This window comes from Actinokineospora spheciospongiae, from assembly GCF_000564855.1.
GTDB lineage: Bacteria > Actinomycetota > Actinomycetes > Mycobacteriales > Pseudonocardiaceae > Actinokineospora > Actinokineospora spheciospongiae.
Genome location: NZ_AYXG01000263.1, coordinates 1 through 21,027, shown reverse-complemented (window position 1 = coordinate 21,027; position 21,027 = coordinate 1). Strand labels below are relative to the sequence as shown.

General features: G+C 72.5%; 22 protein-coding genes. 4 read left to right on the top strand and 18 right to left on the bottom strand.

The genetic code is table 11. The annotated features are described in order from the left end of the window. Complete coding sequence (locus UO65_RS32830) at positions 1-684, top strand: helix-turn-helix domain-containing protein (RefSeq protein ID WP_084176462.1); 684 nt, start codon at positions 1-3, stop codon at positions 682-684. Between the two features lie 7 nt (positions 685-691). Here the strand turns inward: UO65_RS32830 and UO65_RS32825 are convergent, their stop codons facing one another. The 10 genes from UO65_RS32825 to UO65_RS32780 all read right to left on the bottom strand — a co-directional run bounded on the left by UO65_RS32825 (position 692) and on the right by UO65_RS32780 (position 12,631). Then, positions 692-1,585: a hypothetical protein gene (locus UO65_RS32825; RefSeq protein ID WP_052022130.1), complete on the bottom strand. Its 894-nt coding sequence runs from the start codon at positions 1,583-1,585 to the stop codon at positions 692-694. A gap of 54 nt (positions 1,586-1,639) precedes the next feature. Continuing rightward, entirely contained in the window at positions 1,640-3,943 is a 2,304-nt protein-coding gene (locus tag UO65_RS32820) for a RelA/SpoT family protein (protein WP_407643175.1), read from the bottom strand. Positions 3,944-4,190: 247 nt separating this feature from the next. Then, positions 4,191-4,721, bottom strand: coding sequence for an adenine phosphoribosyltransferase (locus UO65_RS32815; protein ID WP_084176461.1), 531 nt, complete (start codon positions 4,719-4,721; stop codon positions 4,191-4,193). 2 nt (positions 4,722-4,723) lie between these two features. Next, the gene (secF, locus tag UO65_RS32810) at positions 4,724-5,875 is read right to left on the bottom strand and encodes a protein translocase subunit SecF (protein ID WP_152552399.1); all 1,152 of its coding nucleotides are present in this window, start codon (positions 5,873-5,875) and stop codon (positions 4,724-4,726) included. A gap of 70 nt (positions 5,876-5,945) precedes the next feature. Continuing rightward, positions 5,946-7,793, bottom strand: a complete 1,848-nt coding sequence (gene secD / locus UO65_RS32805) for a protein translocase subunit SecD (RefSeq protein ID WP_052022127.1) — start codon at positions 7,791-7,793, stop codon at positions 5,946-5,948. A gap of 193 nt (positions 7,794-7,986) precedes the next feature. Next, a complete protein-coding gene (gene yajC / locus UO65_RS32800; protein ID WP_035290839.1) occupies positions 7,987-8,361 on the bottom strand; it encodes a preprotein translocase subunit YajC in 375 nt (124 codons plus the stop codon). A gap of 131 nt (positions 8,362-8,492) precedes the next feature. Then, positions 8,493-9,554 (bottom strand): Holliday junction branch migration DNA helicase RuvB, encoded by a 1,062-nt coding sequence (gene ruvB, locus UO65_RS32795; protein WP_035290871.1) that lies wholly within the window; start codon positions 9,552-9,554, stop codon positions 8,493-8,495. 74 nt (positions 9,555-9,628) lie between these two features. Then, positions 9,629-10,231, bottom strand: coding sequence for a Holliday junction branch migration protein RuvA (ruvA, locus tag UO65_RS32790; RefSeq protein ID WP_035290837.1), 603 nt, complete (start codon positions 10,229-10,231; stop codon positions 9,629-9,631). After that, positions 10,228-10,818, bottom strand: a complete 591-nt coding sequence (gene ruvC / locus UO65_RS32785; RefSeq protein WP_035290835.1) for a crossover junction endodeoxyribonuclease RuvC — start codon at positions 10,816-10,818, stop codon at positions 10,228-10,230. The genes ruvA and ruvC overlap by 4 nt, the downstream gene beginning before the upstream one ends. Positions 10,819-10,870: 52 nt before the next feature. Continuing rightward, the gene (locus UO65_RS32780; protein ID WP_233427939.1) at positions 10,871-12,631 is read right to left on the bottom strand and encodes a metallophosphoesterase family protein; all 1,761 of its coding nucleotides are present in this window, start codon (positions 12,629-12,631) and stop codon (positions 10,871-10,873) included. Between the two features lie 77 nt (positions 12,632-12,708). Between UO65_RS32780 and UO65_RS32775 the strand changes: the two genes are divergently transcribed. Next, entirely contained in the window at positions 12,709-13,158 is a 450-nt protein-coding gene (locus UO65_RS32775; RefSeq protein WP_052022126.1) for a cupin domain-containing protein, read from the top strand. On the opposite strand, the gene UO65_RS32770 is transcribed toward UO65_RS32775, so the two are convergent. From UO65_RS32770 to UO65_RS32750, 5 genes are all read right to left on the bottom strand, one after another. Next, positions 13,155-13,667 carry a DUF4262 domain-containing protein gene (locus UO65_RS32770; RefSeq protein WP_035290832.1) on the bottom strand — a complete coding sequence of 171 codons (513 nt, stop codon included), beginning with the start codon at positions 13,665-13,667 and terminating at the stop codon, positions 13,155-13,157. The two genes, UO65_RS32775 and UO65_RS32770, sit on opposite strands and share 4 nt — an antisense overlap. Before the next feature lie 109 nt (positions 13,668-13,776). After that, positions 13,777-14,526 carry a YebC/PmpR family DNA-binding transcriptional regulator gene (locus UO65_RS32765; RefSeq protein ID WP_035290829.1) on the bottom strand — a complete coding sequence of 250 codons (750 nt, stop codon included), beginning with the start codon at positions 14,524-14,526 and terminating at the stop codon, positions 13,777-13,779. A 33-nt stretch (positions 14,527-14,559) separates the two neighbouring features. Then, positions 14,560-15,189, bottom strand: a complete 630-nt coding sequence (gene pdxT / locus UO65_RS32760; protein ID WP_035290826.1) for a pyridoxal 5'-phosphate synthase glutaminase subunit PdxT — start codon at positions 15,187-15,189, stop codon at positions 14,560-14,562. Positions 15,190-15,241: 52 nt separating this feature from the next. After that, positions 15,242-15,550 (bottom strand): AzlD domain-containing protein, encoded by a 309-nt coding sequence (locus UO65_RS32755; RefSeq protein ID WP_035290824.1) that lies wholly within the window; start codon positions 15,548-15,550, stop codon positions 15,242-15,244. Next, positions 15,547-16,236, bottom strand: coding sequence for an AzlC family ABC transporter permease (locus UO65_RS32750; RefSeq protein WP_035290864.1), 690 nt, complete (start codon positions 16,234-16,236; stop codon positions 15,547-15,549). The genes UO65_RS32755 and UO65_RS32750 overlap by 4 nt, the downstream gene beginning before the upstream one ends. Positions 16,237-16,309: 73 nt before the next feature. Here UO65_RS32750 and UO65_RS32745 point away from each other — a divergent pair, with 73 nt between their 5' ends. Further along, positions 16,310-16,867, top strand: a complete 558-nt coding sequence (locus tag UO65_RS32745; RefSeq protein ID WP_035290822.1) for a helix-turn-helix domain-containing protein — start codon at positions 16,310-16,312, stop codon at positions 16,865-16,867. Positions 16,868-16,915: 48 nt separating this feature from the next. On the opposite strand, the gene UO65_RS32740 is transcribed toward UO65_RS32745, so the two are convergent. Both UO65_RS32740 and UO65_RS32735 read right to left on the bottom strand, forming a co-directional pair. Continuing rightward, positions 16,916-18,055 (bottom strand): CU044_5270 family protein, encoded by a 1,140-nt coding sequence (locus UO65_RS32740; RefSeq protein WP_233427942.1) that lies wholly within the window; start codon positions 18,053-18,055, stop codon positions 16,916-16,918. A gap of 2 nt (positions 18,056-18,057) precedes the next feature. Further along, positions 18,058-18,630: an RNA polymerase sigma factor gene (locus tag UO65_RS32735; protein ID WP_035290860.1), complete on the bottom strand. Its 573-nt coding sequence runs from the start codon at positions 18,628-18,630 to the stop codon at positions 18,058-18,060. Between the two features lie 344 nt (positions 18,631-18,974). Between UO65_RS32735 and UO65_RS32730 the strand changes: the two genes are divergently transcribed. Next, positions 18,975-19,616 (top strand): hypothetical protein, encoded by a 642-nt coding sequence (locus UO65_RS32730; RefSeq protein WP_152552397.1) that lies wholly within the window; start codon positions 18,975-18,977, stop codon positions 19,614-19,616. 136 nt (positions 19,617-19,752) lie between these two features. Here the strand turns inward: UO65_RS32730 and pdxS are convergent, their stop codons facing one another. Continuing rightward, positions 19,753-20,655 carry a pyridoxal 5'-phosphate synthase lyase subunit PdxS gene (gene pdxS / locus UO65_RS32725; RefSeq protein ID WP_035290819.1) on the bottom strand — a complete coding sequence of 301 codons (903 nt, stop codon included), beginning with the start codon at positions 20,653-20,655 and terminating at the stop codon, positions 19,753-19,755. Positions 20,656-21,027 lie beyond the last annotated feature (372 nt).

The following is a 21,027-nucleotide window of genomic DNA, read 5'->3' as shown; positions in this document are numbered from 1 at the left end:
GTGACCTACCGCGAACGACGCCCACCCGGCCTGCCCGGGCTGGGCGTCGTCTGCGTCTGGTCCCGTTCCGGCGGCGCCACCGCCGTCCGCGTCCTGCCCGACGCCTGCGCCGACGTCATCTGGCACCGCGAGTCCGGCGCGCTGTGGGTCGCCGGGCCCGACACCGCCGCCCAGCTCAGCGCCCCGGTCGCGGGCACCATCGTCGGCATCCGCTTCCCCAGCGCGGCCCGGCCGCTCGGTGTCCCCGCCGCGGACCTGCGCGACGCCCGCGTGGCGCTGGCCGACCTGTGGTCGACCCGCCGCGCCGCCGACCTCGCCGACCGCCTGGCCGAGGCGCCGGACACCGCCGCCGCGCAGCGCGTCCTGGTCTCGGCGCTGGCCACCGAACCCGATCCGCTGGCCGTCGCGTTGCGTTCCCTGGCCGCGCGCACCGGCAGCGTGACCGAGATGGCCGACCGGCTCGGCTACAGCCCCCGCCAGCTCCGCAGGCACGCCCACACCGCCTTCGGCTACGGCCCCAAGGTCCTGCACCGCGTGCTCCGCTTCACCCGGGCCGTCTCCCTGGCCCGCGCGGGAACCCCGTTCGCCGACATCGCCCAGGCGGGCGGGTTCACCGACCAGGCCCACCTGTCCAACGAGGTCCGGGACCTCTCGGGCACCACGCTGAGCGACCTGGTCGGCTGAACCGTCCTCAGTAGACTTCCGGGTCCCAGCGGCCGAAGTCGCGCAGCAGCACCAGGTTCTCCACCGTCACCACCCCCGCCCACTCGAACTCGGTCACCGGGGCCCACGCGGGCCACCGGACCCGCCACCCACCGTCCTCGCCCTGGGCGTCGACCACGGAGTCCAGGCTGGACTCGAATTCCTCGTCGGTGAACCACGCCCGCGCCAGGCTCGACGGTGTGGGCGCGTAGTCGTGCGGGTCCTGGAGTTCCCCGTCGGCGTACCCGGGCGGGGTCACCCCGCCGGTGCCCAGGCGCACGTACCCGGCCGCGCGCACCAGGGCGCCGATCCGCTCGGCCGCCGCGGCGGCGCGGTCGCGGTCGGGGGCCTGGTCCAGGAACCGGACGACACCCATGGCCTCGTACGGGTGCGTCTCGGTGATCGCGTCGACGCCCGCCCAGCAGAACTCCGCCGCCCGGTCGACCCACGGGTGCACCACCCCGGCCCGCCACAGCGCCGCCACCAGGTTCGCCGTCGTGAGCAGTTCGCCCTCATACCCGTCCGCGATCTGCCACCACGGCGCCCGGGGGAACTCCGCCGCGTTGGGGTGCACGAATGGCAGCCCGCCGTCGTCGGCCGTCACCGACTCCAGGTACTCGACCACCCCGTCCGGCGCGGCACCCGCCTCGAACAGCACGTGCAGCGCCGACAACGTGGTGATCGGCTGGCTGCCCGGCCCCCGTCCGTCCGGTTCCAACGCGTTGCCGTAACCGCCGTCGGCGTTGCGGTAGGCGGCCAGCGCCGCCAGCACGGCGGCGGCCGAACCGGACCGGAACAGGTACTCGAACCGCCGCCGCTCCAGCAGCCGCGCCGTGCGGTACACGAACGTCCCGGCGCGACCCGCGGCCTCAGCACTCAGCATCTTCACGCGACCGAACCTAACCGCCGCGCGCGGACCCCGTCTTGGCGAAAACGGTCAGGACGCCGAGGTCACCCGGTACACGTCGTACACGCCCTCCACGCTGCGCACGACCTTGAGCACGTGCCCGAGGTGCTTGGGGTCGCCCATCTCGAAGGAGAAGCGGCTCACCGCCACCCGGTCGCGCGAGGTGGTCACCGACGCGGACAGGATGTTGACCTTCTCGTCGGCCAGCACCTTGGTCACGTCCGAGAGCAGCCGGTGCCGGTCGAGGGCCTCCACCTGGATGGCGACCAGGAACACCGACGACTCCGACGGCGCCCACTCCACCTCCAGCAGCCGCTCCGGGGTGCCCAGCAGGTCGTCGGCGTTGGTGCAGTCGGTGCGGTGCACGCTGACCCCGCCGCCCCTGGTCACGAACCCCAGGATGTCGTCGCCGGGGACCGGGGTGCAGCAGCGGGCCAGCTTGACCCACACGTCCGAGGCGTCCTTGACGATCACGCCCGCGTCGCCGGAGGCCCGGCGGCGGGTGATGGTGGACGGCGTGGACCGCTCGGCCAGCTCCTCCTCGGCGTGGTCGACGCCGCCGAGCAGGGCCACCAGCCGCTGCACCACGTGCCGGGCGGAGGTGTGCCCCTCACCCACCGCCGCGTACAGCGAGCTGACCTCCGGGTAGCGCAGCTCGCGGGCCAGCGCGGTCACCGAGTCCGCCGACACCAGCCGCTGCATGGGCAGGCCGACCCGGCGCACCTCCTTGGTGATCGCGTCCTTGCCCGCCTCGATCGCCTCTTCCTTGCGCTCCTTGGCGAACCACTGCTTGATCTTGGCCCGGGCGCGCGGCGAGGCGGCGAAGGCCAACCAGTCGCGGCTGGGCCCGGCGCCCTCGGCCTTCGAGGTGAAGATCTCGACGACCTCACCGTTCTCCAGCTTGCGCTCCAGGGCCACCAGGCGGCCGTTGACCCTGGCGCCGATGCAGCGGTGCCCGACCTCGGTGTGCACCGCGTAGGCGAAGTCCACCGGCGTCGACCCGGCGGGCAGCGTCTCCACGTCGCCCTTCGGGGTGAACACGAAGATCTCGCGGGTGGCCAGGTCGTAGCGCAGCGACTCCAGGAACTCGCCGGGGTCCGCGGCCTCCCGCTGCCAGTCCAGGAGCTGGCGCATCCAGGCCATCTCGTCGACCTCGACCCCGGCGTGCGAACCCTTGGTCTCCTTGTACCGCCAGTGCGCGGCGATGCCGTACTCGGCGGTGCGGTGCATCTCGTGCGTGCGGATCTGCACCTCCAGCGGCTTGCCGTCCGGGCCGATCACCGTGGTGTGCAGCGACTGGTAGACGCCGAAGCGGGGCTGGGCGATGTAGTCCTTGAACCGGCCGGGCATCGGCTGCCACAGCGCGTGCACCACGCCCATCGCGGCGTAGCAGTCGCGCACGTCGTCGACCAGGATGCGCACCCCGACCAGGTCGTGGATGTCGTCGAAGTCGCGACCGCGGACGATCATCTTCTGGTGGATCGAGTAGTAGTGCTTGGGCCTGCCCTCGACCCGCGCGTCGATCCGCGAGACTTCCAGGTTGGTGCCCAGCTCGCCGACGACCTTCTGCAGGTAGGTGTCGCGCGAAGGCGCCCGGTTGGCCACCAGCCGCACGATCTCGTCGTACTTCTTCGGCTGGAGGATGGCGAACGCCAGGTCCTCCAGCTCCCACTTCACCGTGGCCATGCCCAGCCGGTGCGCCAGCGGGGCCAGCACCTCCAGCGTCTCGCGGGCCTTCTTGGCCTGCTTCTCCGGCGGCAGGAAGCGCATGGTGCGCATGTTGTGCAGCCGGTCGGCGAGCTTGATCACCAGCACCCGGGGGTCGCGGGCCATCGCGATGACCATCTTGCGGATGGTCTCGGCCTCCGCCGCGGTGCCCAACTGCACCTTGTCCAGCTTGGTGACCCCGTCGACCAGGTGCGCGACCTCGTCGCCGAAGTCGCCGGTGAGGCCCTCGATGGAGTACTCGGTGTCCTCGACGGTGTCGTGCAGCAGCGCCGCGACGAGCGTCGTGGTGTCCATGCCCAGCTCGGCGAGGATCGTGGCGACCGCGAGCGGGTGGGTGATGTAGGGGTCGCCGGACTTGCGCCGCTGGGCGCGGTGCATCTCCTCGGCGATGTCGTAGGCGCGCTGCAACAGCGCGAGGTCGGCCTTGGGGTGCAGTTCGCGGTGCACGGCGGCCAGCGGTTCGAGGACCTGCTTGACCACGGTCGGCCGCTGGGCGGTGATCCGCCTGGCCAGTCTGGCCCGGACGCGCCGGGTGGCCGAGGGCTGCCTGCCCGCCGGGGTGGACGCCGCCTCGGCACCCACCTGCCCGGCGAGACCTGTCTCCACGTCGTGGGTCAAACCGGCTCCCGGCCACTCTCGGGTGTCCGGGTCACGGGTGTGGCCCGGGTACCGAGAATAACTCCGCCGGGGCCCGGTTCGCGGCATCGGGGGGATGAACTGCCCACATGGGACGACGAGCTGCCCGCCGGGGGCAGGCGCGTCCCCGGCCGACGACCGCCCGGCGACGGGTGGCCGGTTCCGGCGATTGTGCCCGTCCGGGAGCGGAACCGGGACGGTGGGGAGGCGGTCCTGCTCAGACCGTGAGCAAGGCGGTGACCGGGGCGCCCCCGGGCAGCCGGGACCGGCCGTTCAGACCGGCCAGCTCGATGACCACCGCGACGGCGTCGGTGTGCGCGCCCGCGCGGGCCACCAGCCCGGCCGTGGCCTCGACCGTGCCGCCGGTGGCGAGCACGTCGTCGACGACGACCACCCGGGCACCGGGGGCCAGCGTGTCCGCGGGCAGTTCCAGGGTGGCCGTGCCGTACTCCAGCGCGTAGGTGACCCGGTCGGCGACCGCGGGCAGCTTGCCCGGCTTGCGCACCGCCACCAGCCCCAGGCCCGCGGTCACGGCCATGGCCGCGCCGAAGAGGAACCCGCGCGCCTCGATGGCCACGACGGTGTCGATCCCCGGGGGCAGCGCGGCCACCAGGGCGTCGGTCACCGCGCGGAACGCGTCGGCGTCGGCCAGCACCGGGCTCAGGTCGCGGAACAGGACGCCCGGCTCCGGGAAGTCGGGGACCTCCCGGACGAGGCCGAGCGCCCTGTCCAGACTCGCGTTCGCCACCGTCAGCGGCGCTTCTTGCCCGTGGGCCGGGCGGCGGCGGTGCGGCGGGCGTCGGACGCCTTCGGGATGCGGCCGGGCACCCCACCCGCGTACGCCTTCTCCCTGCGCGCCTCGACGCCCTCGTCCTCCGGCGCGTCCTCGCCCTCGGCACCGGCCTCGGCGCGCTTGGCCAGGCCCGCCCGGCGCTGCTCGACCTTGCGGGCCTGCTGCTTGAACTTCGGCTCGGTCATCTTCAGGTCCACCAGGATCGGGGTGGCCAGGAAGATCGAGGACAGCACACCGGCCAGCATGCCGGTCAACTGCACCAGCGCCAGGTCCTCCAGGGTGCCCACACCGAGCAGCCCGACCCCGACGATCAGCAGGCCGACCACCGGCAGCAGCGCGATCAGCGAGGTGTTGATCGAGCGCATCAGGGTCTGGTTGAGCGCGAGGTTGGCGGCCTCGGGGTAGCTGCGCCTGGTCAGGCCGAGCAGGCCCCGGGTGTTCTCCTTGACCTTGTCGAACACCACGACGGTGTCGTACAGGGAGAACCCGAGGATCGTCAGCAGACCGATGACGGTCGCCGGGGTGACCTCGAAGCCGATGATCGAGTAGACGCCCGCGGTGATCACGATGTCGTGCACCAGCGCGGCCAACGCGGCCACAGCCATCCACTTCTCGAAGTACAGCGCCAGGAAGATCGTCACCAGCACCAGGAAGACGCCGAGGGCGATCAGCGCCTGCCGCGAGATCTCCCCGCCCCAGGTGCCCGAGACCGCCGAGTCGCTGACCTGGCCGATCCCGGTCCCGCCGTCGGCGGACATCGGCTTGAGGTCGTTGGCCAGCCCGGCCTTGACCCGCGCCACCTCGTCGTTGCTCAGCGTGTCGGACCGGAGCTGGATGCTGGCGTTGGCCCCGGTGCCGACCACCTGGACCGAGGCGGCCTCCTTGTTGACCGCCTTGGTGAAGGAGTCCTCCACCTGCTCGACCGTGATGGTCTGGCTGGACTCGTTCTGCGCGGGCAGCGACACGCGGGTGCCGCCCTCGAAGTCGATGCCCAGGTTGAAGCCGCGGAAGACCATCGAGGCGACGCAGATCAGCATCAGCGCGCCGAAGAGCAGGTACCAGCGCCTGCGGGTGCCGACGATGTCGAACACGCCGTTGCCGACGTGCATCCGCTCGAAGATGCTCGGCTGCTTGCGCCCGGGGGCCTTCGCCGAGCCGGTGCCAGTGGGAGTCGACACGTCACACTTCCTTCGCGGCGGCGGGGCCCGCGGTCCGCGCTGCCCGCGCGGAGGCGGCGGTCCGCTGGACCGAGCCGAGGCCGGAGAGCTTCGAGTTGGACAGGGTCTTGGACTTCGAGGCGAGCACGACCAGCGGGTGCGTCACCAGGAATACGACCACCAGGTCCAGCACGGTGGACATGCCCAGGGTGAACGCGAAGCCCTTCACCTGGCCGACGGCGAGCACGTAGAGCACCGCGGAGGCCAGGAAGCTGATCGCGTCGGCGGAGAGGATGGTGCGCCGGGAGCGAATCCAGGCGCGCGGCACCGCGGAGCGGAACGTGCGGCCCTCGCGGACCTCGTCCTTCAACCGCTCGAAGAAGATGACGAAGGAGTCCGCGGTGATGCCGATGGCGATGATGAACCCGGCGATGCCCGCGAGGTCGAGGGTGAACCCGATCCACCGCCCGAGCAGCACCAGCACCGCGTAGACCACGCCCGCGGACAGCACCAGCGACAGGATCGTCAGCACGCCGAGCAGTCGGTAGTAGAGCAGGCAGTAGATGAACACCAGGGCCAGGCCGATGCCACCGGCGATCAGGCCCGCCTCCAGGGAGGCCAGGCCCAGCGTCGCGGACACCGTCTCGGCCTCGGAGGGGTCGAACGACAGCGGCAGCGAGCCGTACTTGAGCACGTTGGCGAGCCGGCTGGCCTCGGACTGGGTGAACCCGCCCTGCCCGCCGGTGATGGTTGTGTCGCCCGCGATGGCGCCCTGGATGGTCGGGGCGGACACGACCTGCGTGTCGAGCACGAACGCGGCGCGCTGCTGGATGTGCGAGGCGGTGTACTTCGCCCAGGTGTCCGAGCCGCCGGACTTGAAGCTCACCGTCACCAGGTAGCCCGCGCCCTGCGGGTCCAGGCCAGCCGAGGCGTTGCTGATCTCGGTGCCCTCCAGGAACGACGGGCCGAGGATGAACTTCTCCGCGCCGTCCTGGTCGCAGGCGACCAGCGGAAGCTTCGGGTCGTCGTTGCCGACCAGCGGGTCGAGCTGGCCGGGGGAGCAGTCGATCACGCCCAGCACGGCGGCCTGGAGGTTCTGGTCGGCCGGGACGGTGGCGCCGTTCGCGTCGGTGCTCTCACCGAGGCGCGGGTCCTGCCTGCACTTCTTGCCCTCGGTGATCAGGTTCCCCTCCTCCTCGTCGGAGAGGGGGGTGGTGGGGTCGGACTTCTTGGCCACCAACTGGACGTAGGCCTTGCAGGTCTCCGGGGCGGCGGCGACCCGAGGGTCCTCGGCGGGCGCGGGGGCCGGGGCCGACGGCGGCGTGGTCGGCTGCTCCTGGGCCAGGCGGGGCGCCGGGCGGCCCTGCGGGGCGGCCGGGGTGGAGGCCTGGCCGGCGGCGGGGGCGCCGGAAGTCGGCGCGGCGCCACTGGTCGGCGCGGCGCCACCGGTGGTCGGCGGGGTGACCTGCGGCTGCTGCTGGGTGGGCTGGCTCGCCGCGGCGTTGAGGACCGGGCGGAACCGGAGCTGCGCGGTCTGCCCGAGGTCCCTGGCGCGGTCGCCGTTCGCACCGGGGACGGTGATCACCAGGGTGTCGCCGTCGAGGACGACCTCGGCGCCGCTGACACCGGTGCTGTTGACCCGGGTCTCGATCAGCTCGCGGGACAGGTCGAGCGATTCCTTCGACGGCGGCGCACCGCTCTCCGTCCGGGCGGTGAGGCTGACCCGGGTCCCCCCCTGCAGGTCGATGCCCAGCTTGGGCTTCGCCTGGTGGTCGCCGGTCGCGAAGACCAAGGCGTAGAGGACGGCGACGATTGCTACGAAGAGCGCCAGATAGCGCCCTGGGCGGATCTGCCCAACCGGTGGTGCCACGGTCGGTCCGTCTCCTCGGCTCGCTCGTGTGCGCACGCCCGGGGGCCTGCGCGCCGCGATGGTGTGGTCAGAACGCTGCGCCCACACCCTGATGACACATGTGGGTGAGGGCGCAGCGTACCTGGTGCGAAGTTAACCCAGTGTTGCACGGGTCACGGTGGCCCCGGAGCCGGGGCGCACGGTGAACCGGTGCCTACTTCTTGCCGTGGTCCAGCGGCGGGGCGACCTCGGTGCGCACGTCGTCGTCCTCGTCGCGGATGGCCTCGTGGTCACCGGCAGTCAGGTCGTCATCCTCGTCGAGCACATCCGGGCCGACCTTCTCGCGCACGGCCTGGCGCAGCCAGGTGGTCTCGTAGCCCGGGGCGATCTCGATGCCGATGGTGGCGTCGTCGGAGACGTCGGAGACGGTGCCGTAGAGGCCGGAGGTGGTCATCACCCGGTCGCCGACCGCGAGGGAGTTCTGCAGGCTCTGCTGCTCAGCCGCCATCTTCTTCTGCTTGCGGGAGCCGAGGATGAGCGGGATGGCCAGCACGGCGACGAGGAGCAGGGGCAGGAGCGCTGAGTTCATTTCTCTCCGTTCGGGAACCGTTCCCGATGCGGGAAAAGTCCGATTGTTCGGGTTGTGCACCCGAGTCTGCCAGGTCACGGCGCCCCGGTGGCCACCGTCTGTCAGCAGTGCGTGTCAGCAGTGCGCGAGGGTCACTCGTCGAACAGGGTAGGCGCAGTCCAGCCCGGCGCGTCCGCTGGGGCGGTGAGCCCCAGGTGGGACCACGCGAGCGCGGTGGCCACCCGACCGCGCGGCGTGCGCGCCAGCATCCCGGCGCGCACGAGGTACGGCTCGCACACCTCCTCCACCGTGGTCGGCTCCTCGCCGACCGCCACCGCCAACGTGGCGACCCCGACCGGTCCGCCGCCGAAGGAGCGGACCAGCGCGCTCAGCACGGCCCGGTCGAGGCGGTCGAGGCCCAGGTCGTCGACGTCGTAGACGGCCAGCGCGGCCTGGGCGACGGCCAGGTCGACCCGGCCGTCGGCGCGGACCTCGGCGTAGTCGCGGACCCGGCGCAGCAGCCGGTTGGCGATGCGCGGGGTGCCCCGCGACCGGCTCGCGATCTCGGCGGCGCCGTCGTCGCGCAGCTCGATGCCCAGGATGCGCGCGGAGCGGCGCAGCACCTGCTCCAGCTCCTCGGGCGTGTAGAACTCCATGTGCGCGGTGAAGCCGAAGCGGTCGCGCAGCGGCCCGGTCAGCGTCCCGGACCGGGTGGTGGCCCCGACCAGGGTGAACGGGGCGATCTCCAGCGGGATGCTGGTGGCGCCGGGGCCCTTGCCGACGACCACGTCGACCCGGAAGTCCTCCATCGCCAGGTACAGCATCTCCTCGGCCGGGCGGGCGATGCGGTGGATCTCGTCGATGAACATGACCTCGCCCTCGGCGAGGTTGGACAGCATCGCGGCCAGGTCGCCCGCGCGCTCCAGGGCCGGGCCGGAGGTGATCCGGATCGGCCTGCCCAGCTCGGCGGCGATGATCATGGCGAGACTGGTCTTGCCCAGGCCGGGCGGCCCGGACAGCAGCACGTGGTCGGGCGGGGCGCCGCGCCGGGTCGCCCCCTGGAGCACCAGTTGCAGCTGCTCGCGGACCCGGGGCTGACCGACGAACTCGTGCAGGTCGCGCGGGCGCAGGGTCGACTCGTCGTCGCGCTCGGCGGGCTCGGCCAGCGGGGAGAGCTGGGTCTCCGCCCACTCCCCCGCCAGGTCGTCGCTCATGTCCTCCACCATGCCACCACCCGTGCCACCGCCCGTGCCACTGTCCGTGCCGCCGCCCATGCCGCTGTTCACCATCAGCGCTTGCGGCCGAGGGTGGCCAGGGCCTTACGCAGCACCGCGGGGGTGGCGTCACCGGCGTTCTCCGGCGCCGCCAGCACCCCGTCGACGGCCTGCTCGGCCTGCTTGACCGGGAACCCGAGGCCGGTGAGCGCCTCCACGACCGAGCCGCGGACCTGCCCGGCGGCGGGCGCGGCGGGCGCCTCCGCCGACCCGGCCAGGGCGTCGACCTTGTCCCGCAGCTCGATGATCAGCCGCTCGGCGCCCTTGCGGCCGATGCCGGGGACCTGGGTGAGGGTGGTGATGTTGCCGTCGGCGATGGCGTGCCGCAACTGCGCGGGCTCCAGCACCGCCAGCGTGGCCAGGGCCAGCCGGGGGCCGATGCCGGAGACGGTCTGCAACAGCCAGAACAGGTCGCGGGCGGCGGTGTCGGCGAACCCGAACAGGGTCAGCGAGTCCTCCCGGACCACCAGCGCCGTGGACAGCGCCGCCTCGTCGCCGCGGCGCAGGGTGGCCAGCGTGTGCGGGGTGGCCTGCACGGCCAGCCCGACGCCGCCGACCTCGACCACGGCGTGGTCGAGCCCGATGGACGCCACCGTCCCGCGCACCGATGAGATCACTTCGCCACCGTCCCGCTCCCGCTCCTGGCCTGTGCCGCTGCCGCGGCCAGCCTCGCACGGTGGGCCTTGGCGAACTCCGCCGCCCTCGCCTCCGCCTCGGCCATCCGGTTGCGCACCGGGGCCCGCCACAGGTGGCAGATCGCCAGCGCCAGCGCGTCCGCGGCGTCGGCGGGCTTGGGCGCCTCGGTGAGCCGCAGCAGCTTGGTGACCATCATCGTCACCTGCGCCTTGTCCGCCCGCCCGGACCCGGTCACCGCGGCCTTGACCTCGCTGGGGGTGTGGAACATGACCGGCAGCCCGCGCCGGGCGGCGGCCAGCGCCACCACGCCCGCGGCCTGGGCGGTGCCCATGGCGGTGCGCACGTTGTGCTGGCTGAACACCCGCTCGATCGCCACCACCCCGGGCCGGTGCCGGTCGAGCCAGGCCTCCACCCCGTCGGCCACCTTCAGCAGCCGCACGGCGAGGTCGTCGTCGACGGGGGTGCGGATCACGTCGACCGCCACGGCGGTCACGGCGCGGCCGGTCCCGCCGTCCACCACGGCGATCCCGAGCCTGGTCAGACCGGGGTCGACACCCAGGACACGCACGGTCGGCCGCTCTCCCTCACACCGGTGAACACTCGTTCGAGAGCTTAAGGGGTCACCGGGCCCGCTCCGGGGCGGACACGCGGGGAACGGTCACCGGGGGCTCGATCAGCTCCGGTCGCAGCGGTCGGGCGGGCAGCAGCCACGGCTCGTGCTCGGCGCCGCCGGGGTTGGCGCTCCAGCGGCGGCCGATCCGGTCCAGGCGCACCGGGTGGATGGTGAGCGCGCCGCCCGCGTCGATGCGCAGCCGCAGGAAGCCCTTGTGGGTCTCGATGCTCTGCCCGGCCATGACCTCGTTGAGGTTGATCCCGAACCGGCTCACGACCATCAGGTACAGCGCCACCAGTTCCGCGTCGAGCAGCCCGATGACCACCGGCGTGCCCACCAGGACGATCACCAGCGTGGCCCAGTCCTCGACCGGCCCGTCCGGCAGGACCCGGGTGTAGAGCCAGATGACGACGAAGGCCCACGCGGTGCTCAACCCGATGTGCGCGAGGGCGTGCAGGACGCCCGCGACCGTGGCGGTGTGCCCGCCGTGCGAGCGCTCGATCTTGGCGAACGCGGTGCCGCCGAGCAGCAGCACCACGGCGACGATCAGCGCGGGCGTCCAGCTCGCGACCAGCCCGAAGAACCCCTTCTGCCGCTGCGTGCCCAGCGTCTCCACCAGCCCGTAGAGGACGGCGAGCGTCATGGCGGTCTGGAGGGCGCCGGTCAGGCCCCAGAAGCCGGGGTTGCGCCACGGCAGCCGGAAGATCCCCGCGGCGAACCGCTCGGAGGTCAGCCGCCTGGGGTAGCGGGTGGCGAGGCTGAAGTCGACCGGCGCGGCCTTCTCCCGGACCCGCGATTGCGGCGGGGGCAGTCGCAGGTGCGCGGGCAGGGCGTGGGTGGCGGTCAGGTAGGCGCCGCCGTGGCCCGCGGTGATCCGCTGCCGGTCGCCGCCGTCCTCGGCGTAGCGGGCGTAGTGGTGCTTGTCGCCGGAGAGCATCACCCGGATCTCGGCGCCGTGCGGGCGGACGACCTCCCGGTCGAAGAACTCCACGGTGTCGTAGCCGCCGGGTTCGCGCCCGGAGCCCGCGTCCACCCACACCGGGGTGGGCGTGCAGAGGATCACCCCGTCGCCCGGGCGCAGGCCCTCGGCGGCCGCGCGGAAGTACTCCAACTGAGGGCTGTCGACGTAGTCGTCGAACTGGGTGTCGATGGCGAACAGCCACCACCGCCGCGGCAGCTCCACGGCGAAGTACGAGCGGCGCTGCGCGGTCTGCCAACCGCCGATGGCCCGCTGCTGGGCGAAGACCCGCAGGAAAGAGGTCAAGCCGTCGTACCAGTCGTGGTTGCCGGGCAGGGCGAACAGCGTGGGCGCCTCGCCGCGCGCCACCGGCAGCGCCGCCTTGTAGACGCCCTTGGTGCGGTCCTCGTAGGCGCGGGTGGACGCCGAGGGGTACACCTCGTCGCCACCCATGACCAGCAGCCGCCCGCGCGGCAGCGGGCCGACGCCGGGTAGGTCGAGGGATTCCGCCGCGAGCAGGGAGGCCACCGAGAAGGTCGCGTCGAACCCGTCGCCGAGGTCGGCGACGAAGTCGAACCAGAACTCGCCCGCCTCGTCGGTCCCCTGAGAGAAGCGGTGGACCTCCGAGGGCAGCGAACCCTGGAGTTCGCGCTTGTCGGCGTAGGAGCCGAAGATCGACGCGATCAGCGACTGCACGCCGGTGCTGATCAGCACCTTCGGCGCCAGCCAGCGCACCGCGGGCTGCGGGCAGAACCCCAGTTGGTCCTCGGACATGTCGCGCGGGCGCGGTGGTCGGTCGGGCGCGGTCACAGCGGTGGGACCTCCAGGGGGAACGGGCCGCCCGAGCCTAGCGAGGCACCCCGACCGGCCGGGAGGGCCGTTCCGGCATGATCGCCCGCGTGACACCGGAAGAGATCACCGCCGCGCTCGGCCTCGAACCGCTGCCGGTGGAGGGCGGTCGCTGGAGCCAGTCCTGGCGCGACGAGGCGTTCTCGGCGATCCACTACCTGCTCGTCGCCCCGGAGTTCTCCGCCTGGCACCGGTTGGACCACCCGGAGCTGTACGCCTTCCACGCCGGTTCCCCGCTGACCGTGCACCTGCTCGGCCCCGGCGGTCCGCGCTCGACCGTGCTGGGCCCGGACGTCGTGGCCGGTCAGCGCCCGCAGCTTGTGGTCCCGGCCGGGGTGTGGCAGGCCTCGGAGACGCCGGACTGGTCACTGGTCGGCACGGTCGTCGTGCCGCCCTACACCGACGACACCGTGCACTTCCCCGAGCGCGCGGCCCTGGTCGCGCAGTTCCCGGAGCACCGCGAGCTGATCACCCGGCTGACCCGCTAGGGGCCGTCGATCCCCGGGCGCCAGCTCTCCGGCTGACCGGAGTCGGTGAGGACCGGCTGCCAGTCGGCGAAGCCCGCCGGGGCGCGGCGGCTCCACGGGAAGTGGCCCTCCGGGGTGGCGACGATCAACTGGAGCGCCGGGAACTGCCCGGACGGGTAGAGCAGCATCGCGCTGCCGAGGTACTCGGGGTAGAACGCCTGGTGGACCCGCTCGACCACCAGCGGTGTGCCGTCGAAGAAGTCCAGGTAGGGCAGGCCGGGGAAGAACCGCTCCCCGGCGGCGGCGCGGCGGACGTAGAGGTCGATCAGCGGGCGGGCCATGTCCTTCGGCAGGCCGACCACCACCGCCTCGGGGGCGCCGAAGCAGCGCCAGGCACCGACGGAGAAGGCGTAGGGGGCGCCGAACTCGTCGCCGTCGACCTCGACCACCGCGTGCCCGTCGGACTCGCAGGTGGCCAGCAGCCACTCGCGCAGCGCCGCCTCCTCCTCGGAGATGTGGTCCAGCGACATCGGGGACTCCTCTGGGGACCGGGCGGGGACTCGGTGGAGACGACGGAGGCCCGAGCGCAGTGCGCCCGGGCCTCCATGAGACCAGAAATCAGTCGACCTCTGCCACGACTCAGTCCACCTCGGCCATGACCTCGTCGGAGACGTCGAAGTTCGAGTAGACGTTCTGGACGTCGTCGCAGTCTTCGAGGGCGTCGATCAGCTTGAAGATCTTGCGCGCCCCGTCCACCTCCAGGGCGACGGTGAGGGACGGGACGAAGCTGGCGTCGGCGGACTCGTAGTCGTAGCCCGCCTCCTGCACCGCGGTGCGCACCGCGACCATGTCGGTGGCCTCGGAGACGATCTCGTAGGTGTCGCCGAGGTCGTTGACCTCCTCGGCGCCCGCGTCCAGGACGGCCATCAGCACGTCGTCCTCGGACAGGTCGTTCTTCGGGATGACCACGACGCCCTTGCGGTTGAACATGTACGACACCGAGCCGGGGTCGGCCATCGAACCGCCGTTGCGGGTCATCGCGGTGCGGACCTCGCTCGCGGCCCGGTTGCGGTTGTCGGTCAGGCACTCGATGAGCACCGCGACGCCGTTGGCCCCGTAGCCCTCGTACATGATCGTCTGCCAGTCGGCGCCGCCTGCCTCCTCGCCGCCGCCGCGCTTGCGGGCGCGCTCGATGTTGTCGAGCGGGACGGAGTTCTTCTTCGCCTTCTGGATGGCGTCGAACAGCGTCGGGTTGCCCTCCGGGTCACCGCCGCCGGTCCGCGCCGCGACCTCGATGTTCTTGATCAGCTTCGCGAAGAGCTTGCCACGCTTGGCGTCGAGGGCGGCCTTCTTGTGCTTGGTTGTCGCCCACTTGGAGTGGCCGCTCATCTCTCCTCCGTCTGTAACTCAGGCGTGTCTGCTTCAGGCCCGGCCGCGGACGACGTCCACGAACAGGCGGTGCACCCGGGTGTCGCCGGTCAGCTCCGGGTGGAACGCGGTCGCCAGCACGGGTCCCTGTCGAACGGCCACGATCCTACCGGCGGCGGCACCCGCCGCCGGGGTGTCCGGCACGGTCGCGAGCACGTCGACGCCGGTCGACACCGCCTCGACCCAGGGGGCGCGGATGAACACAGCATGGATCTTCCCGGCCGCGCTGTCGAGTCCGGCGAGGTCGAGGTCGGCCTCGAACGAGTCCACCTGCCTGCCGAAGGCGTTGCGGCGGACGGTCATGTCGATCCCGCCGAGTTGCTGCTGGTCGGGTCGGCCGTCGAGGACCTTCTCGGCGAGCAGGATCATCCCGGCGCAGGACCCGTAGGCGGGCATCCCGTCGGCCAGCCGGGCGCGCAGCGGCTCCAGCAGCTCGAAGGTCTGCAACAGCCGGGAGATGGTGGTCGACTCCCCGCCGGGGATGACCAGCCCGTCGACGTCGGCGAGTTCCGCGACCCGCCGCACCGCCAGCGTGCGCGCGCCACCGGATTCCAGCGCGGCGGTGTGCTCGCGCACGTCGCCCTGCAGCGCCAGCACCCCGATCAGCGGTCGACCGTCCGACACCCTCGTCCATCCTCCTGCCGCCCCGGCCACCCCGGCCGGTCCACCAGCCTAGTCAGGACACCCCGACCACCCGCAGCAGGGCGGCCGTGCCCGTCCCCGCCACCACCGCGACGAGGAACGGCACCTTCCGCCACGCCAGCACCCCGCCGACGACCACCCCCGCGGGCAGCGCCCACCCGGCGAAGGACTGCCCCTTGGCCAGCGCGGCGGTCGAGGCGAGGGCCACCAGCAGCACCAGCGCGGCGGTGGAGAGCAGTTCGCGCACGTGCTCGGGCAGGTCGATCCGCTCGCGCAGCGCGGTCCCGCCGTACCGGAAGGCGAACGTCCCGGCGGCGAGCAGCAGGATCGCCACGACCGTCACGTGGCCGCCGCCTCGCGCCGGGGCACCGCGAACAGCCCGACCAGCGACAGCAGCACCGGCACCCCGGCGGGCAGGAACGGCGTCGTCGCCAACGCCACCACCGCCCCCACCAGCACCGGCCGCAGCTTGCCTTGCCGCTGCGACCCGGTGAGCACCGGCAGCACCAGCGCCAGCAGCAGCACCGGGAACACCACGTCCAACCCCAGGGCGGCCGGGTCGGCGATCAGGTCGCCGACCAGCGCGCCGAGCACGGTCCCCAGGTTCCACCCCGCGAACAGGCCCGCGCCGCACCCCCAGAGCGCGGCGCGGGCCTGCCCGGGATCACGCTGCGCCAGGGCGAACGCCACCGACTCGTCGACCAGCAGGTGACTCCCGACCAGGCGCGCGACCCGCCCGCGCCCCACGAGGTGCCCCACGGCCAACCCGAACGGCAGGTGCCGGGCGTTGAGCACCAGCCCCCCGAGCACAGCGGCCACCGGCCCGCCCCCACCCGCCAGCACCCCGACGGCGAGGAACTGCGACCCACCGGCGAAGACCAGGGCGGACATGGTGATCGGCACCCACAGCGGTTGCCCGGTGGCCACGGCGATGGCCCCGAACGAGGCACCGCTGACCGCCGCGGACCCCGTGATGGTCAGGATTCCCCGCAGGGTCTCCGGATCGAGTGTTCGCCACAACGAACGCATGGCCATTATCATGAACACACACCGATCGTTCGTCAAGGAGAACGATCGGACCGATGTGTCGAACGAGGTTGGAATGCCGGACCGGGGCGCACCACGCGAGATCATCGCCCGCTCTTTGCGGCGCGAACGCGAGCGCGTGGGCCTGTCGCTGAGCGAACTCGGCAAGCGCGCGGGCGTCGCCAAGTCGACCCTCTCGCAACTGGAGTCGGGCGCGGGCAACCCGAGCATCGAGACGCTGTGGGCCCTGAGCCTGGCCCTGGACATCCCCTTCAGCAGGCTCGTGGACCCACCCTGCACACCGGTCCAGGTGATCCGGCGCGGGGAGGGGCCCGCCGTCCGATCGGAACAGGCCGAGTACCGGACCGCCCTGCTCTCGGCGAGCCCCCCGCACGCCCGGCGCGACATCTACCTGGTGTCGAGCGAGCCGGGGTCCCGACGGGTGTCCGACCCGCACGCGCCGGGGGTGGTGGAGCACGTGGTGCTGTGCACGGGGCGGGCGCTGGTGGGGCCGGCGGAGGCGCCGGTGGAACTGCTGCCGGGGGACTTCATGAGCTACCCGGGGGACCTGCCGCACGTGTTCGAGGCGCTGGAGACCGGGACCACGGCTTCACTGGTGTCCGAGCACAACTGAGCGGACTCCCCGCGTCGGCGCACGACGTGCCCGCACCGGTGTGCGAGGTCAGCGTTGGCCGATGGCGGGGACGACGTCCGCCTCCACCGAGGAGTAGCCGAGGAGCGTCCCACCGGGGATACCGCTCTCGGTGGTCCCCGCACTCACCCGGCGTTCACCGATGAAGGCACCCGTCACGGGGTCGATGATCATGTCCTGACGGGTCTGGTCGTCGAGAACACCGAGGGCGGTGCCGCGCTTCCCGTCGAGGTTCGCGGCGGCGTCGACCACGTCGAGACCGGGCAGGCGGGTGAGAGCCGCGTAGAGCGCGCCCCGCAGGTCGGCGGGGACCAAGCCGGTGCGGAGCACGTCGGTGGTCAGGGTGAGCACCTGCGAGGTCCCGTGGCCCGTCGCGGACGCATCGGTGAGCAACCGGTCGTAGAGGGCCCGCGGATCGCGGGGGAGGCTCGACAGGAACTCGGTGTCGGGTGTCTGCCACGTTCCGGGCGCCGCACAGGCCGGGCGGTCCCCGGTGGCGTAGAAGTCGCCGCAGGCCGCGCGCAGCGGGCCGGGTCGGCCGCCGCGGGGAAGCGGGTAGTCGATCATCAACCCGGCGGCGCGGGCCTCGTTCTCGTTCCCCGCCACCCACACCTTGCGCGGTGTGGTCGACCGCTCCATCTGCCACTCCTGCGCGGGGTCGCGCGGTATCCACACCTCGATGACCGTCTCGGCCAGGTAGGCGGCGGGCCCCTGCGGGGTCCGCCCGATCTCACGCAGGTCCCACGAATGCGTCGTCACGTGACGGTACGAGCCGTCCGGCACCGGGGCATCCTGTCCCCCGCCGACGGCTGCCCGCTCCAACGCCGCAACCGCCGCGGCGGACGCGGGTCCGGCCGTGGTCGCGGACTGCACGAGCAACATCCCGACAGCCAACCCGACGACCGCCAGCACGGCTGCCGCCGCGGTGAGCACCCTGCTCGCCCGCCACCTCCGCGCTGCCGTACCGCGGCTCGGTCGCGCGGTTGCGGCGCGGGCCGCACGGCCCGCCGCGGCTCGGTCCGGCCGCGCGACCGGAACCCGGTCCGGTTCCGCGATCGCCGCCACCAGCTTCGCGCGGGCGCGGGCCACACCGCCCGCGGTTGGGCGGATGCCGGCGTTGAGCCGGTCCAGTGCGTCGTCGAGCTCCGCCTCGGTCCACGGGGTGGGCATGGTCACGTCGTTTCCTCGACTCGGGCGGCCAGGGCGGGGGCGGTGGCGCGGAGGGTGCGGCGGACCCGGTGCAGGCGCGACCGCACCGTGCCCGCCGGGATGCCCAGGACCTCCGCGACCTCGACCGCCGTCAGCTCAGCCCACGCGGTGAGCAGCAACACCTCGCGGTCCGCCGCGGGCAGGTCCGACAGCGCGGCGGCGAGACCACGCACGTCGGCATCGGCGTCGGCACGGCGAATCGCGGTGTCGTCCGGGTCCTCGGGTGGTTCGAGGGGCTGGTCACCCACGCGGGCGGCCAGCCGCAGCGACCGCGTTTCCTCGCGCCAGTGGGCACGGAGGAGGTTGGTGGCGATCCCGAACAACCACGGGCGCACATCGGCGCGAGCGGGGTCGTAGCCGACCCGGCCCGCCCAGGCCGCGACGAAGGTCTCCGCCACCAGGTCGTCCGCGGCCGCCGGGCCGGCCCGTCTGGTCAGGTAGCGGTGGATGCCATCGGCATGGCTGTCGAACAGGCGCGTGAACACCACTGCGGCGTCGTCGCCGGTCAGGTCTGGCCGCGCATCCCCGACCGCCATGCCCGTGATCGCCTCCACACCCCTGTATTGGCACCCGCGGCGGGATGTGTTCACGGCGGGACGCGATCATGGTCCGGCAGGATGCCCGACGCGGTGCGGTCCGACCTGGGGAGTGCCGAATGCCCGAACGTCCCGGCCCGACCGGGCGCCCCCGAGGCGGGAGGAATCCCGCCTGGTTGCCCCAGATCGCGTTCGGGGTCCTGCTCTTGGCCCTGATCCCGTTCCACGACCCCTTCGGGTGGTCAGGTGCGTCCACCGGCACTTGCACGACCGACCCCGCGACAGGGACGACGGGCTGCGGCGGGACCCTGCCGTCGACTCGCGTCGACTTCGGTCCGGTGGGCGTGGACCCGTTCGACACCGTGGCCGATGGGTTGTTCCAGCAGGTCGCGCACCCGCTCGTGCTCGGCATGGCGTGGTTGGTCGCCATCGCGGTCGGTGTCCTGGCCACCCGGTGGTGGTACCGCCGCGGCGGGCATCCCACCGGGCCGCTCGTGGCGGTTTCGGTCGTCGGCTCGGGCACCCTCGTGCTCGCCAGCGTGATCCGCGGCCTCACCGGGACACTTCCCGACCTGGGCGCCTGGCCGGAACGGTTCGCCCTCGTCGCCTTGGTCGCGGTGGCCGCGTTCGCGGTGGTGCGCTCGTCGGCGCTGTCACGAGGTGCGCTCGGCGGACTGGTGGCCTTGGCGGCGGGGTTGGCGGCGGTGGCTGTCCACAAAACCGGTGGCCTGTGGCTGATCGCGGTCTTGCTCCTCGCGTTGGCGGTCACCGGGGGGAGCAAGGGGCTGAAGGTGGTGATCGCGTCGTTCACGGGTGTGGTGTTGCTGGCGAACGTGAACCACGTGGGCAGGGTGTTCCACCACCTCGGGTGGGATTTCGCCCCTCCGGACAGCGCGTTGTTCAACGGCAAGGACCTGCTCCTGCCCGCGGCGGTCCTGCTGATCGGCGGAGTGGTCTGTCTCATCGCCCCGCGCTCGAACGGTTGACACAGCCCGGTGGCTGCGGGGGAGCTGGTCCGACCGTCGAAATGGCGCTGGGTGGTCGGGCCGGATCGATCCCGGCCCGACCACCCAGCGACCACTCGACTCGCACGAGCCGACCCCGGGGGCAGGCAGCCCCCGACTACCAGCCGCGCTCGGCGAGGCGGTGGGGCTGGGCGATGTCCTCGACGTTGATGCCGACCATGGCCTCGCCGAGGCCGCGGCTGACCTTGGCGATCACGTCGGGGTCGTCGTGGAAGGTGGTGGCCTTGACGATGGCCTCCGCGCGCTGGGCGGGGTTGCCGGACTTGAAGATGCCGGAGCCGACGAAGACGCCCTCGGCGCCGAGCTGCATCATCATCGCCGCGTCGGCGGGGGTGGCGATGCCGCCCGCGGTGAACAGGACGACCGGGAGCTTGCCGGTGCGGGCGATCTCGCGGACCAATTCGAACGGGGCCTGGAGTTCCTTGGCCGCCACGTACAGCTCGTCCTCGGGCAGCGAGGTCAGCCTGCGGATCTCGCCGCGGATCTTGCGCATGTGGGTGGTGGCGTTGGAGACGTCACCGGTGCCCGCCTCGCCCTTGGAGCGGATCATGGCCGCGCCCTCGGTGATGCGGCGCAGGGCCTCACCGAGGTTGGTGGCGCCGCAGACGAAGGGGATGGTGAAAGCCCACTTGTCGATGTGGTTGCTGTAGTCGGCGGGGGTGAGGACCTCGGACTCGTCGATGTAGTCCACACCCAGCGACTGCAGGACCTGGGCCTCGACGAAGTGGCCGATGCGGGCCTTGGCCATGACCGGGATGGACACCGCGGCGACGATGCCGTCGATCATGTCCGGGTCGCTCATCCGGGAGACGCCGCCCTGGGCGCGGATGTCGGCGGGGACCCGCTCGAGCGCCATGACGGCCACCGCGCCCGCGTCCTCGGCGATCTTCGCCTGCTCGGCGTTGACCACGTCCATGATGACGCCGCCCTTGAGCATCTCGGCCATGCCGCGCTTGACGCGGGTGGTGCCGGTCTCGGGAGCGGTCTGCGTTTCGGACACGGGAGGGCCCTTCCAGTTCTCGTCGGGGGAGGCGGCACACCGCCGCTCCCCCGACACTACGTCCGAGGTGGCCCGCTCATCGAGGCCAATCCGCCGCTATTCCACCAGGCCACTTGGGCCGTGTCCGCGAAGCGGGATTCCGCTGGTGGTGCTCGGGTGGATGGGCTTGGCCGCGCATGTGTCCTGCGGAGCCCGGTCTTTGCGTTGGGTGCCCGAGTGGGTGGATGTGCTCAGCTTTCGAGCCCGGGGGTTTGGTGGGGGTGCCCGGCTGGGTGGCTGTGTTTGGCCATGGCTTTGGTTCAAAGCCCGGTCTTTTGATGGGTGTGCCCGGCTGGGTGGATGTGTTTGGCCGGGGCCCCTATGGCGATCATG